This window comes from Comamonas testosteroni, from assembly GCF_030505195.1.
In the GTDB taxonomy this organism is placed as follows: Bacteria; Pseudomonadota; Gammaproteobacteria; order Burkholderiales; family Burkholderiaceae_C; genus Comamonas; species Comamonas testosteroni_G.
Map to the genome: position 1 here is coordinate 923,650 of NZ_CP129672.1, position 15,348 is coordinate 938,997.

Annotated in this window: 10 protein-coding genes, 1 tRNA gene and 1 pseudogene; 8 read left to right on the plus strand and 4 right to left on the minus strand. The window is 57.1% G+C overall.

Annotated elements, in window-relative coordinates:
• Positions 1–42 precede the first annotated feature (42 nt).
• The gene (gene ettA, locus QYQ99_RS04220; RefSeq protein WP_302091565.1) at positions 43–1,704 is read right to left on the minus strand and encodes an energy-dependent translational throttle protein EttA; all 1,662 of its coding nucleotides are present in this window, start codon (positions 1,702–1,704) and stop codon (positions 43–45) included.
• A 264-nt stretch (positions 1,705–1,968) separates the two neighbouring features.
• Between ettA and QYQ99_RS04225 the strand changes: the two genes are divergently transcribed.
• A complete protein-coding gene (locus QYQ99_RS04225; protein WP_302091566.1) occupies positions 1,969–3,816 on the plus strand; it encodes a DEAD/DEAH box helicase in 1,848 nt (615 codons plus the stop codon).
• 71 nt (positions 3,817–3,887) lie between these two features.
• Positions 3,888–5,765: a M14 family zinc carboxypeptidase gene (locus QYQ99_RS04230; protein WP_302091567.1), complete on the plus strand. Its 1,878-nt coding sequence runs from the start codon at positions 3,888–3,890 to the stop codon at positions 5,763–5,765.
• Between the two features lie 108 nt (positions 5,766–5,873).
• Here QYQ99_RS04230 and QYQ99_RS04235 read toward each other — a convergent pair.
• Positions 5,874–5,950 (minus strand) — tRNA-Arg (locus QYQ99_RS04235).
• Positions 5,951–6,264: 314 nt separating this feature from the next.
• Between QYQ99_RS04235 and QYQ99_RS04240 the strand changes: the two genes are divergently transcribed.
• Entirely contained in the window at positions 6,265–6,483 is a 219-nt protein-coding gene (locus QYQ99_RS04240; protein ID WP_302093295.1) for a hypothetical protein, read from the plus strand.
• Between the two features lie 433 nt (positions 6,484–6,916).
• Positions 6,917–7,986 (plus strand): annotated as a pseudogene (locus QYQ99_RS04245) (ISL3 family transposase).
• Positions 7,987–10,015: 2,029 nt separating this feature from the next.
• Here QYQ99_RS04245 and QYQ99_RS04250 read toward each other — a convergent pair.
• Complete coding sequence (locus QYQ99_RS04250; RefSeq protein ID WP_302091568.1) at positions 10,016–10,915, minus strand: LysR family transcriptional regulator; 900 nt, start codon at positions 10,913–10,915, stop codon at positions 10,016–10,018.
• 86 nt (positions 10,916–11,001) lie between these two features.
• Here QYQ99_RS04250 and QYQ99_RS04255 point away from each other — a divergent pair, with 86 nt between their 5' ends.
• A complete protein-coding gene (locus tag QYQ99_RS04255; RefSeq protein ID WP_302091569.1) occupies positions 11,002–11,970 on the plus strand; it encodes a Bug family tripartite tricarboxylate transporter substrate binding protein in 969 nt (322 codons plus the stop codon).
• A 407-nt stretch (positions 11,971–12,377) separates the two neighbouring features.
• On the opposite strand, the gene QYQ99_RS04260 is transcribed toward QYQ99_RS04255, so the two are convergent.
• Complete coding sequence (locus QYQ99_RS04260; RefSeq protein WP_302091570.1) at positions 12,378–12,674, minus strand: hypothetical protein; 297 nt, start codon at positions 12,672–12,674, stop codon at positions 12,378–12,380.
• Positions 12,675–13,265: 591 nt separating this feature from the next.
• Between QYQ99_RS04260 and QYQ99_RS04265 the strand changes: the two genes are divergently transcribed.
• The 3 genes from QYQ99_RS04265 to QYQ99_RS04275 all read left to right on the plus strand — a co-directional run bounded on the left by QYQ99_RS04265 (position 13,266) and on the right by QYQ99_RS04275 (position 15,211).
• The gene (locus tag QYQ99_RS04265) at positions 13,266–13,841 is read left to right on the plus strand and encodes a DUF3455 domain-containing protein (protein WP_302091571.1); all 576 of its coding nucleotides are present in this window, start codon (positions 13,266–13,268) and stop codon (positions 13,839–13,841) included.
• Positions 13,842–13,907: 66 nt separating this feature from the next.
• On the plus strand, positions 13,908–14,486 hold the full coding sequence (locus tag QYQ99_RS04270; RefSeq protein WP_302091572.1) for a sigma-70 family RNA polymerase sigma factor: 579 nt from the start codon (positions 13,908–13,910) through the stop codon (positions 14,484–14,486).
• Complete coding sequence (locus tag QYQ99_RS04275) at positions 14,483–15,211, plus strand: anti-sigma factor (protein ID WP_302091573.1); 729 nt, start codon at positions 14,483–14,485, stop codon at positions 15,209–15,211. The genes QYQ99_RS04270 and QYQ99_RS04275 overlap by 4 nt, the downstream gene beginning before the upstream one ends.
• The last annotated feature ends 137 nt before the right edge of the window (positions 15,212–15,348 follow it).

Sequence of the window (15,348 nt, forward strand, 5' to 3'; positions counted from 1 at the left end):
TAAGAATACCCGCTCCAGCTGCTGCCGGAGACATTTTGATGCTTACTTCAACGCCTTGTAACGCATACGCTTGGGCGCAGCACCTTCTTCACCCAGTCGTTTCTTCTTATCGGCTTCGTACTCTTGGTAGTTACCGTCAAAGAACACCCATTGAGAATCGCCTTCGGCGGCCAGAATATGCGTGGCAATACGGTCCAGGAACCAGCGGTCATGCGAGATGACCATCACGGTACCGGCATATTCCAGCAGCGCGTCTTCCAGCGCACGCAGGGTTTCCACGTCCAAGTCATTGGAGGGCTCGTCCAGCAGCAGCACGTTTCCGCCTTGAATCAGCGTCTTGGCCAAGTGCAGACGACCGCGCTCACCACCGGAGAGGTTGCCGACCTTCTTTTGCTGGTCTTGGCCGTTGAAGTTGAAGCGGCCCGCGTAAGCGCGCGACGCCATGGTGAACTTGCCCACGGTGATGATGTCCAAACCGCCAGAGATGTCTTCCCACACGGTCTTTTCGTTGGCCAGTTCATCGCGGTGCTGGTCCACAAAGGCCATCTTCACAGTCTGGCCGATGTCCACCGTACCTGAATCAGGCTGCTCCTTACCCGCGATCAGCTTGAACAGAGTCGACTTACCAGCACCATTCGGTCCGATGATGCCGACGATGGCACCAGCGGGAATGTTCATCGAAAGGTTGTCGATCAGCATGCGGTCGCCAAAGGACTTGGAGACATTGGTGAACTCGATGACCTTGGAGCCCAGTCGCTCGGCCACAGGAATGAAAATTTCCTGGGTTTCATTGCGCTGCTGGTATTCGTAATCGCTCAGCTCTTCAAAGCGCGCAATACGGGCCTTGGACTTGGCCTGACGACCCTTGGCATTCTGGCGAACCCACTCCAGCTCCTTCTTCAAGGCCTTGGCACGTGCTTCTTCGCCCTTTTGCTCGGCTTCCAGGCGGTTACCCTTCTGGATCAGCCAGTCGGAGTAATTGCCCTTGTAGGGAATGCCATGGCCACGGTCCAGTTCAAGAATCCATTCGGCCGCGTTGTCAAGGAAGTAGCGGTCGTGGGTAATGGCCACCACGGTGCCGCTAAAGCGGTGCAGGAACTGCTCCAGCCAGTCCACGGACTCGGCGTCCAAGTGGTTGGTCGGCTCGTCCAGCAGCAGCATGTCAGGCTTGGACAGCAGCAGCTTGCACAGGGCAACGCGGCGCTTTTCACCACCAGAGAGCTGACCCACGATAGCGTCCCATGCCGGCAGGCGCAGTGCATCCGCAGCGATTTCCAGCTGATGCTCGGAGTCCGTACCCGCGGCAGCGATGATGGCCTCCAGCTCACCTTGCTCGGCAGCCAGGGCGTCAAAGTCCGCATCCTCTTCTGCGTAAGCAGCGTACACCTCTTCCAGACGGGCTTTGGCATTGTTCACCTCGGCCATGGCTTCTTCCACAGCCTGGCGCACGGTGTGCTCGGGATTGAGCTGAGGCTCCTGGGGCAGGTAGCCGATGGACAGGCCCTGCATGGGGATGGCTTCGCCTTCATACTCCTTGTCCACACCGGCCATGATCTTCAACAACGAAGACTTGCCCGAGCCGTTCAGACCCAGCACACCGATCTTGGCGCCGGGGAAGAAACTCAGGGAAATGCCTTTCAAGATCTGGCGCTTGGGCGGCACCGTCTTGGTCAGCTGATTCATCGAAAAAACGTATTGAGCCATGTCCGAATTGCTTTGAGTTACTTGGATTTATGCAAAAAAGTGTGCCGCTTTACACGGCAATCAAACCATGATTATCAGTGCATGCGACAATACCCCTCGCAACAGGCGTCCAGTTGCCTACTGCAGCAGCACTTCAGCTGGGGACAAAGGAAGCGTTTCCAAGCTCCCGACACGCAAACTATATCTGCCTACAACTGGCCAGGCACCCCACGGGTGCCATGACAGGCTGATACCCCGCGCCCAGGATTGGCGCAATTGATCACAATGACATTTGAAGAACTGAATCTGGCACCCGCCATTCTGAAGGCCGTACAAGAACAGGGTTATGAAAACCCGACTCCCATTCAGGCACAGGCCATTCCTCTGGTTCTCGCCGGGCACGACCTGTTGGCCGGCGCTCAAACCGGCACCGGCAAGACAGCCGCCTTCACGCTGCCCATGCTGCAGCGCCTGGCAAGCGGCACAGCGCCAAAGAACAAGTTTGGCGGCAAGGGCGTCCGCACTCTGGTGCTGACCCCTACCCGCGAACTGGCGGCCCAGGTGGAAGAAAACCTGCGTGGCTACGCCAAATACCTGGACATTACCTCCACCGTGATTTTTGGCGGTGTCGGCATGAAGCCTCAGATCGCCCGCATCGAAAAAGGCGTTGACGTTCTGGTTGCCACGCCCGGCCGTCTTCTGGACCTGGCCGGTCAGGGCTTTATGGACCTGTCCACCGTCGAGATGCTGATACTGGACGAGGCCGACCGCATGCTGGACATGGGCTTCATCCATGACGTCAAGAAGGTTCTGGCTCTAGTACCCAAGGACAAGCAAAGCCTGCTGTTCTCTGCCACCTTCAGCGATGAAATTCGCGAACTGGCCAATGGCCTGCTGCGCAACCCCCAATCCATCCAGGTCACGCCGCGCAACACCACCGTGCAGCGTATCAAGCAGGTCATCCACCCCGTGGGTCGGGGCAAGAAAAAGCAGGTGCTACTGCACATCATCCAGGAAAACAACTGGAGTCAGGTGCTGGTGTTCACCCGCACCAAGTTTGGCGCCAACAACGTGGCCGAGTACCTGACCAAGAACGGCGTTTCCGCCATGGCTTTGCACGGCAACAAAAGCCAGAGCGCCCGTACCCAAGCCCTGGAAGGCTTCAAAACGGGCGAGCTGCGCGCGCTGGTGGCAACAGATATCGCGGCACGCGGCATCGACATTGACGAGCTACCCAACGTGGTGAACTACGAGATCCCCAATATCTCGGAAGACTATGTACACCGTATCGGCCGTACCGGCCGTGCCGGTCGCGAAGGCAACGCAGTCAGCCTGGTCTGCATGGACGAAGAAGGCTTCATGATGGATATTGAGCGCTTTACCAAGCAGGAGATTCCGGTGCAGCCCATCGAAGGCTTTGGTCCTGAAGAAGGCGAAATCGCCGAGCCCATCGCCATGGGCCGACAGACCCTGTGGGGTGGCGCTGGCAAGCCTCCCAGCCGCGATGTGATGCAGGCAGCTGCCAAGGCAGCCCGCCAGGAAATGATGGAGCGCATCCGCTCCAATAAGACTCCCAATGGCAGCCGCAGTGGTCGCCGTCCTGCTGCAGATGCCCCGCAAGGCGAGACAGAAGGTGAAGCACTGCAACGTCCCGCACGCCAGCACAAGCCCCGCAGCAACAGCCGCGTCAACAACCAGCGCGGCCAGGGCCAGCAAGCGGTGGAACGTGGCGAACGCAACTCCGATCGCAGCACCGAGCGCAATGGCGAGCGCAGCAACTCGTTTGGTCAAAGCGACCGCGCTCCACGCCCCCAGGGCAATAGCGATCAACAGCGAGCCCCCAAACGCGGCAGTGCCCGCCAGTTCGGTGATCGTGAGCGCGGCAACCGCTACGACGACCAGCCCCCCCGTGCCGATGCGCACCTGGGTACGCAGCAAGGCCACGCCCGCCTCAACGGCGCGCGCGGCAGCAACGGTGGTGGCCAGCCCGATCCCATGCGCACCAGCGTGGACAGCATGGCTGACCGTGGTCGCCGTGGCGGCTTTGGCGGCGGCGGCGGCGGTCGCGGTGGTTTTGGCGGAGGCAATCGTGGTGGCAACCGTGGAGGCTTTGGCGGCGGTTACGGACGTTAATCCACTGCGTCTATGGTTGAAGGTGTGAGTCACCTTCAACCCAACCTCCTGAAGGGCTGCAATCTCCAATATTGCAGCCCTTCTGTTTTTTCCAGCTTCAGCATCGCTGCGCGCTGACAGCCGACAGCAAGCCAGCCGACCTAATATGGGTTCCAGATGTGCGAAGCTTGAGCTTTCGTTCTTGGCATGTTCTTTTTATCTGCGTTGAACTTATGACATTTCTTACCAAGCCTGTTTTCTCTCATGCCAAGCGCACGCAGTCCGTCTGGACCCAAAGCATGCTCAAGCTGACGACAGTGGGCTCGGCAGTGCTGTTGACGGCCTGTGCCAATGTGCAGCTGCCCCCTTGGACTGGCATGTCAGGCCCAGCACCGGGCACAACCCCCTCCGCAGCAAGTTCTCCTGCCGCTCCTTCAGTGATCAGCCAAGCGGTTGCCCCTACGCAACAGCTGCCAGCCCTGCCCTATAACCCGGCCATCGAGTCTCTCTTTACCGATCCCACTACTCTTTATGACACTCCGGGTCTGGGTAGCGGGCGACAGCAGTTCAGCACGCAGACAGAAATTGCTGCATGGCTGCAAACAGTGAGCAGCAAGGCCGGTAACGGCTCGCAACTGTCAACCGTCACTATCGGCACCTCTCAAAGAGGACTGCCGATTCAGGCACTTATTGCGACTCAGGGCCAAAGCACCCAGGCAACGGCCATCAATAGCAGCGGCAAACCCACCGTGCTCTTGGTCGGCGGCCAGCGTGGCGACGAACCTGCCAGCACTGAGGCCCTGCTGGTCGTCGCACGCGAACTGAGCCAGGGCGGCCTGCTTGCACCGTTATTGCAGCAAACCAACATCATCATCGTACCTCGGGCCAATCCTGATGCGGCAGGCACGTCCAGCCACGTCACAGCAGACGGCACCGATCTCGTTCACGATCATCTGCTGTTGAGCACTCCGGAAGCACAGGCCCTCGCCCGCCTGACCCGTAACTACCGCCCAGCCGCAGTGATTGATCTACGTGAATTTGCAGCAGCTGGCACGCTGCTGCAGAGATTTCAGGCCGTGCAACGCTACGACGTACTGCTCCAACCTGCGGCCACGGCCAATGCACACGAATTTGTCAACAAGGCTGCGCGAGAGTGGTTCAGCCAACCTATACGCAACGCTCTCAAACAGGCAGAGCTCAGTAATGAATGGTTTTTTCAGCCCAGTGCTCAGCCTGAGGACAAATCAATGTCCATGGCCGGTTTAACTGCCGACACTCTTGCCAACACCAGCAGCCTCAAAAACTCTGTTGCCCTGCTGATCGCCAGCCGCGGCTCTGATCTGGGGCGCCTGCACATTCAGCGCCGCGTGCACAGCCTGGTCACTGCGGCAACTGCAGCACTGCGAGCCACGGCCGAAAAATCGAAAAATCTGAAGCAGGTCGAATCCTTTGTATCCCGCGACATTTCCGCGCTCGCTTGCCGCAACACCCTGACCATCCAGGCCAAACAAACACCTGAGCAGCGCACCATCCACATGCTGCAGGCCGAATCCGGACAGGAAATCGAAGCCCGTGTGGACTGGAATTCATCACTGAACATAAAGCCCGAACAAAGCCGTCCCCGGCCATGCGGTTACTGGCTGTCGGCTGACTCAGGGCGAGCCGTCGACCGTTTGCGCCTGCAGGGAGTGCAAGTCATGCAGATTGCAGAATCCGGCCAGATGCTGGCAGAAAACTACACCCCATCCCGTACCGGCAGCAACACCCCTGTGCTGACGCGTGGTGCCATTGAAGCCCCCATAGGCAGCTACTACATCACTCTTAACCAGGCAAAAGCGCATTTGGCGACTGCAGCCCTCGAGCCTGACACCCCCTTCAGCTATGTAAGCAAAAGTCTGATTACGGCACCCACGGACATTGCACGCGTCGTCGCCGCACCCTCGGTCGTTTTCGAAGAAGAGATGGAATGAAAATATAAGGGCAAGATCGCAGAGTCTTAGAAACGCTCTGCGGCACACTGCTGATGCAGAAATAAAAAGTCCATTCATGCAATTGCATGAATGGACTTTTTCTTCACTTGGCCTGCCCGACAGGGATCGAACCTGTGACCCACAGCTTAGAAGGCTGTTGCTCTATCCAACTGAGCTACGGGCAGATGATTGATTTCACTAGTTTTTTCTTGCTTCGCTTAAACCTAGATTTGTGGAGCGCGCTCCGCATCGATCATTTCTCGTTTGATATGACCGATCGTTATTATGCCTCGGTTCAGCCCCCGTCATTGGCTCAACCTGCAGCCTGGATTGTCCCCACTCCACCACAATGCTGCTCGCAGCGCAATGGACTCTTACCGGCCTCGGCCTGTTCTGCTTGGTCGGCGCTGCCGTGGTGATGGCGCTCACGTCAGAGGCATGGCCACTCTGAGCATTCAGCTTTAATAGCTCCACGCAATTTAAAGAACAGGAGATCCTCATGCTGAAGACGATTGCTGACTCCCTGCTGCAGCCTGACTGTCCGCGCCCGACGCCCAAGCCAACGAACCCCAAACCATCACCCAAAGCCTGCGCGACGAACTCGCCGCTCAAGCATGCCGAGTGGCTGGATGACAAGACCGTGCAATGCCTCAAGGAAAAGCCCTTACGCCCCTTGTCTACCTGTTCTGAGAGCCGTAGAAAGCGCCGTCACCGCTAGTCCAAGGGCGTCCATTGTCGTCAACCAACCAGGAGTCTCGGCCTGCACTCATATTCATTGATCCCATGTTCTGACCGGCCCCCTGAGCAGGCATCGAGCCGGAACTATGCCCCGGCATCATCGAGCACCCCGCCAGCGCGACGGTAACTGCGGCAATTAAAAGTAGCGCTTTCATAGCAACTCCTTCAGAAAGTGGAGTCCTACAGAGTAATCTTGCAGAAAGACCCAGCTGTAAATACTTGTTGTCCAACCGCTTTCCTACCCACTTCGTATGACTGCCCACTTTAAAGCGTGCTTTTTCAGGTTCATCGAGGAATTCCGTGGAGATAAGCCCGTTCGTTTTGCAATCTGATGGCAACGAAGCTGACATCGGAGAACAAATCAAATGCCGGACTCGACGTTATTGCAGGCTCTTGGCGGTTGGTAGGGCTACATGGTTGAACGTGTGCAGTGGCCACAGGGCGATAGCCACACCGTGTCGATTTATCTGAAGCCGCAGGCCAGCGTCATGCATTGCGAGCGTTGCGGTGCGATAGCTGTGGTGGCCCGCACCTGGAGAAGCTCAGCTGGCTCGTTCGCTACCAGCGCGTCACAGACCGTCTGGCGCAGGCGTGCAGCCAGTTGCTTCGCAGCAGCAGCATCAAGGCGGTAGCGGCCTTCTTCGATCTGGGCTGGCACACCGTCAAGTCCATCGACAAAGCCTTGCTGCTGGCCAACACTGCGCAGCCGCAATGGGATCAGATCGAGTACCTGGCGATGGACGAGTTTGCGCTGCACAAGGGCCATCGCTACGCCACAGTCGTCGTCGACCCCATCAGCCGGCAGGTGCTGTGGGTGGGGCAAGGGCGCTCACGCGAGACGGCCCGCCAGTTCTTCGAGCAGTTGCCCGCTGGCGTTGCCCAGCGCATTCGCGCAGTTGCTATCGACATGACTACGGCTTACGAGCTGGAGATTAAGGCACACTGCCCTAACGCCGAGATCGTCTATGACCTGTTCCATGTCGTGGCCAAGTATGGCCGGGAGGTTATCGACCGAGTGCGTGTCGATCAGGCCAACCTGCTGCGCCAACAGCCCTCAGCACGTAAGGTGCTCAAATCCAGCCGCTGGCTGCTGCTGCGCAATCGCAACAAGCTGCAGCCTCAACAAGCAGTGCAACTCAAGGAACTGCTGGCGGCCAATCAACCATTGATGACGGTATACGTCTTGCGCGACTAGCTCAAACAGTTGTGGTTCTACCGTCGTGCGACTTGGGCGCATCGCGCCTGGCGGCACTGGTGTGATCAAGCCCATCAAAGCGGCATTGCCGCACTGAGCACCTTCGCTCAGCGCTTGCAAAGCTACCTGCACGGGATCATCGCCCGATGCAGGCATCCGTTGAACACAAGTGTTGTGGAGGGCATCAACAACACCATCAAGGTCATCAAGCGCCGGGCCTATGGCTACCGCGATCAGGACTACTTCTTTCTGAAGATTCGCGCAGCATTCCCCGGTAATGCGCGATGAACCCAAAAAAGTGGGGGATCACTCAGCCAACGCATTGGCTTTTGGCAAGTTGCCCCCACTTGCACCCCACTTTGCCTCGGATGCCCATGAACCTCGGCGGATGACCAAGGAAGTCAAATTGTTGATTTACCAAATAAAAATGGCGTTCACTGGACTTCAGTGAACGCCATTGGACGCTGGCTGTCGGAAATTGAACCCGCGTCCACACTTGGCTCCATGCGGCACTCAGGGCATCGGTGCGAAATCGGTGCGATTTGTCCCCTTCACACGAGACGGCAGGACACCGACAGCGCTTTGTGCAGCTCCAGCGCCGTGGCTTTATTGCCGGAAATTGAGCCTTCCGAGCATGTGATTGCGGGTTATTTGCATCATTTCGAAACACAGCAAACACCGTTCGAGCACCGCTAAATAGCTCATACCGCACGAGACTCAAGATCCCCCGCGCAAGGCGTTCCAGTTTGATTCCGGCCCCGGGACACCAGAGATGTAATGCTATAACCTTTGAAGACGTTCCGGGAACTGTTCCGGCATGTGTTCCGGTTTTTAGCAAAAAATTGCCTGCACGATGACGCATCTTGCAGGCAATTTTTTCAGCTTACAAAGTTCAAGGCTGTGGATATCCAGACACCATTGATCACACTTTGGTAAGCCACTGAGCTAAGTGCCGGAGCGGCTCTTTTGAGACACTCAAAAGTCACGCTGACACAAAGCCTGCCCCCTTACCTACTTGTTTTCAACCAGTGCCTCAGACGCCAAGACTGGCGCAGCTGTTTCGGACCCTGTAGCTTTGCGCTGAGCCTTCTCAGCCTTCTTTTTCTTTTTCTCGAGCTCCCGCTGCCTTTTTTCGAATTGGTAGTTGGGTTTTGGCATCAGGCGATTCCTTAGTGGTTTAAGTTACCCACCATAACCGATGTACCGTCCTGGGGAGTCTTAATTCGCCCGGAAGTGTTTTTTTGTTTTACGTCCAGCTCAACTCAACGGCCTAAAAGCCGTAGCTATGGTCCCGCTCACTGGAACAAAAGCGCCCTCGAGCTGAGGGCGCTTTTCTTGGGTCCGTCGCTAGATCAGTAGTCACCGCCATAGCCATCTTTGCCGTATCAACACCTGACCCTCTAATGGATTCCAGATCAGCCCTCCTTTAGATTTACTGTATAAATCAACAGTTTTTTTGAATAGAAGGGCCTTGAGATGTCATCGACCCATGGATGCCTCGGCGTGTGACCGGACCGGAGCTTGGGCCGGCGCTTAAGACTCTGCCCACCGCTGGCCGCGAGTCGCCTGCATCGACCCATTGACACCATGATGCTGGGGCACGTGCGCCTGATCTACGCACTACACAAATCCAATATGCACCGGTGGGCCACCCAGTACTTCTGGGGGCTGTCCACGCCGAAGTAATCTCAACGCTCAGCCCTCACGAAGTGAGAGATGAAATGCTGGCGCGCTGGTTGCGATGGTCTGAAGATCGATTAAACGAAGGTGATGTTTCGACGCTGGGCACCTCTGCTCGCGCGTTTTACGAATCTCTGCTACCGGTCTGCCCACTGAAAATCCACGCGCCCTACCCTCAGCCCCTAGCACTCCTGAAGAAGTGGATCACCGAAGATGCTCAGCACTGACCGGCCACTCACAGAGCAGACATATCCAACACTGCTGCGCACCCCCGGCAGATATGGCTTTCCCAATGAACGCATCCTGCCTGGCAGCGCCAGCGACTACATCACAGAAGCAGTTCACCCCGGATGGATGCTTGGGATCACCACTGGCGACGAGATTGTGTATTTCGGGCCCGGCCCGGCAGGTGTTGTGTCCTCCCCTGCACCCTTTTGAGTTCTGAGCGCAGGTCCGTAACGACCCATTACTCGTTAGTGAGATCGATGACTGCTTACGAGCTGTTTTGTAGCTTTCATCTTTGCAGTCCCGCTCAGGATTCGTCGAACTGATTGGATGGCGTGAAGTTCTACAGACCACCCCTTTTCAATGGGGTGGCGTTCATCGGAGAAGCTGTTGTCGAGCGCTCTGTGCGTGATCAGCAGTTCACATGAAGGGCGAGCAAGCGGTTCTTCAGGGATTCAGCGGCAGGACTAAGCACACGCTCTCGCTTCTGTATCAAGCCTAAAGTCCGCCACAACTGAGGCTCGATGAGTGGTACACCGCAGACCCTAGGATTGCACTCAGGCAGGGCAAGCTGCGGGATGGCAGCCATTCCCAAACCTGCTTCGACAAGAGCCAGAGCCCCAGTTACGTGATTGCACTCGTACCAAGCCATTGGCTGCTCGAGCAGGCCTGCCATGACTTGGTCCAAAAGCAGTCGATTGCTGCTCTGGTGCGATACGGATACGAGACGCACTCCGGCAAGCTCTGACCACGCCACCTCTGAGCGGCATGCCCAAGCATGACTGCGCAGCATCGCCAACACATATCGCTCGCGTGCCAATGTCTCGAACTGAATTCCGGGTTCCTGACTTCCCGTAAAGCTGAGCCCAAAATCAGCTCGTCCCCTTACCACGGCATCCAAGACATGGCTAGCATTCTCGTCAATGACGTGAACTTGCACATCCGGGTACTCATCGGCGAAGGCGCGCAATGCGTTCGGCAAAAGATGGTTTGCCACTGATGGAATGCAAGCCACTGTCACCGATCCCCGGCGAGTCACGGCCTGATCGCTGATGCGCTGCGCTGCGGTCTCGAGGCTCTCCAACGCTGCGCGCGCCTCAGTCAGAAATTCCTGACCAATTGCGGTCAACTGGACATGCCTGGTGGTGCGCTCAAGCAGCTTGGCTCCAAGTGCTTCCTCCAGACGCTCCACCCTGCGACTCAACGCCGGCGCAGACAAAAAAAGACGCTCCGCAGCTACACGAAAGCTTGAATTCTCTGCCGTGGCGACAAACGCCTGTAGCTCGGCAATATCGAATTTAATGCATCCCATGCAATAGTTTAATCATATATTGCAATTTACAGAATAGTCCTGGAAATTTACCATCGCCGTTGATAACGACTCGATCAGGAGACAACATGCAACGACGCCCTCTCGTACTGGCTGCCGCATTGGCCGCCTGCCTGCCGCTCGCCGGTGCCAATGCCCAGGACTTCCCCCCCAAAAGACCGGTCACCATGGTTGTCGGCTTTGCCGCAGGCGGTTCGGCCGATATCGCGGCACGCATCATTGCCAAGAAGCTCGGCGAAAACATAGGCCAGAGCGTGGTCGTGGATAACAAGCCTGGTGCCGGCGGCAATCTGGCGCATGCCCAGGTTGCCCATGGACCTACCGATGGCTCTGTCTTGCTGTTCGGCTCCATCGGCCCCTTGAGCATCTCGCCACACTTCATGAAGGTGAGCTACGACCCGCTAAAGGATCTCGCACCCATCACTATGGGCGTGACCTTTCCCAACGTTCTGGTGGTGCCTGCAAGCAAAGGCATCAAAACCCTAAGCGAGTTTGTGGCTGCCGCCAAGCGTGAACCGGGCAAACTGGACTTTGCCTCTACGGGCCCTGGATCAGCTGCCCACTTGGCCGGCGAACTGCTTAACGACATTGCAAAGATCGACACGGTTCACATTCCCTATAAGGGTGGAGCCCCCGCTTTACAGGATGTCCTGGGCGGACGCGTCAGCTCTTTCTATGCAGCACCACCCACAGCGCTGCCGCATATCGAGTCGGGCAAGCTCATTCCGCTGGCAACCACCGGACTGACACGACCAGCCTACCTGCCCAATGTGCCCACCGTCGCAGAGACCTATCCCGGCTTTAACGCCACTAACTGGTATGCGTTCGTTGCGCCAGGGAAAACACCCAAGCCGCTACTGGACAGATGGAATGTCGAGCTCGTGAAGGTGTTGAACGCACCTGACGTGCGAGCAAGCCTGCTTAAACACGGCCAAACTGCAGCTCCAACATCACGAGAAGAATTGGCCAAATTCATTTCCACAGAGAACGAAAAATGGAGTCGCATCATCCGTGAACGAAAAATCACGGCAGATTAACTGAGCGGCAAGTCGACACGGATTGCAAAAGATCGATGGAAACGATGGAGGCCTCAAGCCTGGCACCGCGCACAGAAGCGGTATTTTGGTCCCGTGGGACGTGGATCCATGCAGTTCGGCACCTGGGCGCTCATTCAGCTCAATGACGGGTGTTGGCGCTTCCTGCAGTTTTGACACAGGGACGCGAAGGAATCCAATCAGTCTGGAGCGTTCACTGTTTCTAGCCGGTCGGCGCGAGCAATCTCCGATCGAGCCAGTGCAGCCCTTCACGTACTGTCGCCCTAGGTCCGGTTTGCAGAAGTTGCTGAAAGTGCAGACGCGCAAGCCCTCTCGGTACCAGACAGGACGGATGGTTTTGGTAAATGCTTAAAAGAGCGGAAACTGGAAGCAAACTACAGCTTCCAGTTTCAAGATGCTTGATAGATCAGTTTGAAGAGTTGCTGGGCTGCTGAAGTCCAAGTTTCTTGGCTGCACTGGCTTCGAGGTTGGCGCGCTCTTAATCCAGGAACCGATTCCGCTCCGGCGGAACGCATGTCAACTATCAGCAAACCGATCGTTCTGATCTTCTCGTTCAGGTGCTGGGTGACACTGTCGTGATAACTGGTCGACAGATGCTGGTCGCAGTCAGAAAAGATGGAAGCGACACTGTTCGGATTGACTCGCAGGTTCTTCAAGCCTGAACCGAAAACGAGGGCCAGTGGCATCAAACTGCCTTTGAGGCAACTCTCACGAAAATGAGCATTTCGTCGCAACTGTAGGGTCGCATGTTAACTGGATGCCGTCAGAAGCCGTTGTTCATTTCGTGCCCCTATATGACCGCTTCTGGCGGCGGATTCAACCGTTCCCAGTCGTACGCCTAGGAGCTGCGTCCAGCTCTGAGAGAATCGCGCCATGACCGATGAACTCCGATCCACACCGTCCACAAGCGCGTTTGCCAAACCTTCCTGAGGCACTGGAAGGCCCACAAGAACGCCTATCTAAAGCTGATCAAGGTGACGCAGGAAGAGTTGCGCCAGTTCAACATCGTCATCTCCTTTGGTAGGCCCAATGAGATGAGGGGCGTGCCAATTGAAATCGACCCCAGCACCACATGAGTGATGATTGCGGTCGATGGGACGGAAATGTCCTTGGATGAGGGCTACTAAAGCGGCCACGAGTTACAGCGTCACGGAACATTTTCAAAAAAATTTGCACCGGGTGCATCCAAACATCGATCTCGTGGGTAGTACCTGCAGCAACACAAGCAACGTGCTGCTTCAGTGAATCCTTCCAACCGATCTAATTGGAGAATCTCGATGTCGACCACTCGCTTCACATACCGCCTCGCCGCCTTTGCTGCCATCACTTCAGCAGCAGCCCTGCTCACTGCATGCGGCTCGATGAAGTCGCCAGCCAGCAGCTTCTCTCAGGCTTCGCTGCCTGCCCCCATACAGGTTCCCGCAGGTCACAAGGTAGCCTGGGAAACGGTTGGCAGTGGTGACATCACCTATGAGTGCCGGGACAAGGCCAATGCACCCGGCCAAACCGAATGGGTCTTCGTCGGTCCCGATGCGGTGTTGAAAGATCGCTCCGGCAAGACCGTGGGCCGCTACTACGGACCTCCCGCAACCTGGGAAGCCAATGACGGCTCCAAGCTCACGGCTACGCAACTTGCAGTCGCACCATCTAGCCCTGGCAGCTTGCCCTATCAGTTGGTAAAGGCTAATCCCGCCATGGGTGCCGGCGCGCTGGTAGACGTTAGCTACATCCAGCGCGTCGCGCTCCAAGGGGGTGTTGCTCCTGCAGACAAACCCTGCACCACAGCCACCAAAGGCCAGAAGACCATGGTCAAGTACCAAGCCGATTACATTTTTTGGAAACCCACGATGTAAGGTTTTGCAACGGCATGACTAGAATGGTTGAAGGATTTATCTCTATTTCCCTCTCATCTTCTATTTGTGCCGCCTGCTGCTGCCCTCCAAGACGACGCTTTCGACCACGACGCTGCGCTGCAAGCCTGTGCGCGAGGTGATCTCCAAGCTCTGCGCAGCATCTATGAGCGCGAAACCCGCTATCTGCTAGGTGTTGCTCTCAGAATAGTTCGTGACCGCGCTACGGCAGAGGATGTGCTTCACGACGCTTTTGTGTCCATCTGGGAACGTGCATCGAGCTTCGACGCCAGCCGTGGTGCTGGCCGAGGCTGGATTTACAGCATCGTCAGACATGCTGCCCTGAATCGAGTGCGCAATAGTGCGCGAGAGACCGTGCTGGATGAACCGGCTACAGCGCACATGGATGCACAGGCGGCTTTTGCGGCCTGGCAGGAAAGTGGCGATGAGCTTGCGCGACAGGCAGCGCTTGGCCGTCTCGGGCATTGCCTGGACGGTTTGGAGCCTGCACGCCGCGCCTGCTTGCTGCACGCTTATGTTGACGGCTGCACACACAGTGAAATTGCCGAGAGGGTGCAAGCCCCTTTGGGCACAGTAAAAGCCTGGATTCAGCGCGCACTGCGCGCACTGCGGGAATGCATGCAATGAGCGGCGAAACCCAACAATCACTGCCTCCAGACGACCTGCATACCCAGGCCGGAGAGTATGTATTAGGCACGCTCAACGCAAACCAGCGTCGCTCCATTGAATCCCGCCTGACATGTGAGCCGGCCCTGCGTGCAGCAGTGGATGAGTGGGAGCAGCGCCTGTTGCCGCTCACATCCCTGGCCGAGCCGATTGAACCGGCAGCCGGCCTGTGGCAGCGCATCGTCGCAAGCATTGCACAACCCAAGGCTACTCAAGCTACAGCGACAAAGATTCGCTGGTGGCAGTGGGACAGCCTTTCTCTATGGCGCGGACTGGCAGGCACTGGCTTCGCGGCGGCAGCAGTGTTAGCAGCAGTCCTTGTAGCGCGCGAGGCTCCTCCTCCCGCCGCACCACGCTACTTTGTGGTACTGGCTGCGCCTCAAAGTCAGTCTCCTGGCTGGCTGGTGCAGGCCCAGACCGAAGGCAGGCTTCGTCTGGTGCCGTTGGGTACCGATAACGTTCCTGCAGAAAAATCCCTTCAGTTCTGGACCAAGGGTGATGGCTGGAGCGCTCCAGTATCGCTTGGCCTGGTAAAGCCAGGCGAGGCCATAGAGGTTCCGGTGGACAAGCTCCCCCCTCTGCAGCCCAATCAATTGTTTGAACTGACCCTGGAACCCTATGGCGGCTCACCGATTGGACGACCCACTGGCCCCATCCAGTTCATTGGTCGAGCCGTCAAGATCTAGGACCTCTGCCAGTCAGGGCTTGATGAGCCACCTGCCTGCATCTTCAAAAGCAAGCATTGCAGCCGTCAAAGGCAACCTTGCCTTACACCCGTGCACCCGACGAATCGCCAGTAAAAACAAATAACGAAATTCAATGA

What these genes read in the sequence shown, in the direction of transcription:
- ettA (WP_302091565.1), bottom strand. Translation starts at nt 1,704, where the DNA reads ATGGCTCAATACGTTTTTTCGATGAATCAGCTGACCAAGACGGTGCCG.
- QYQ99_RS04225 (WP_302091566.1), top strand. Translation starts at nt 1,969, where the DNA reads ATGACATTTGAAGAACTGAATCTGGCACCCGCCATTCTGAAGGCCGTA.
- QYQ99_RS04240 (WP_302093295.1), top strand. Translation starts at nt 6,265, where the DNA reads ATGCTGAAGACGATTGCTGACTCCCTGCTGCAGCCTGACTGTCCGCGC.
- QYQ99_RS04250 (WP_302091568.1), bottom strand. Translation starts at nt 10,915, where the DNA reads ATGGGATGCATTAAATTCGATATTGCCGAGCTACAGGCGTTTGTCGCC.
- QYQ99_RS04255 (WP_302091569.1), top strand. Translation starts at nt 11,002, where the DNA reads ATGCAACGACGCCCTCTCGTACTGGCTGCCGCATTGGCCGCCTGCCTG.
- QYQ99_RS04260 (WP_302091570.1), bottom strand. Translation starts at nt 12,674, where the DNA reads ATGCCACTGGCCCTCGTTTTCGGTTCAGGCTTGAAGAACCTGCGAGTC.
- QYQ99_RS04265 (WP_302091571.1), top strand. Translation starts at nt 13,266, where the DNA reads ATGTCGACCACTCGCTTCACATACCGCCTCGCCGCCTTTGCTGCCATC.
- QYQ99_RS04275 (WP_302091573.1), top strand. Translation starts at nt 14,483, where the DNA reads ATGAGCGGCGAAACCCAACAATCACTGCCTCCAGACGACCTGCATACC.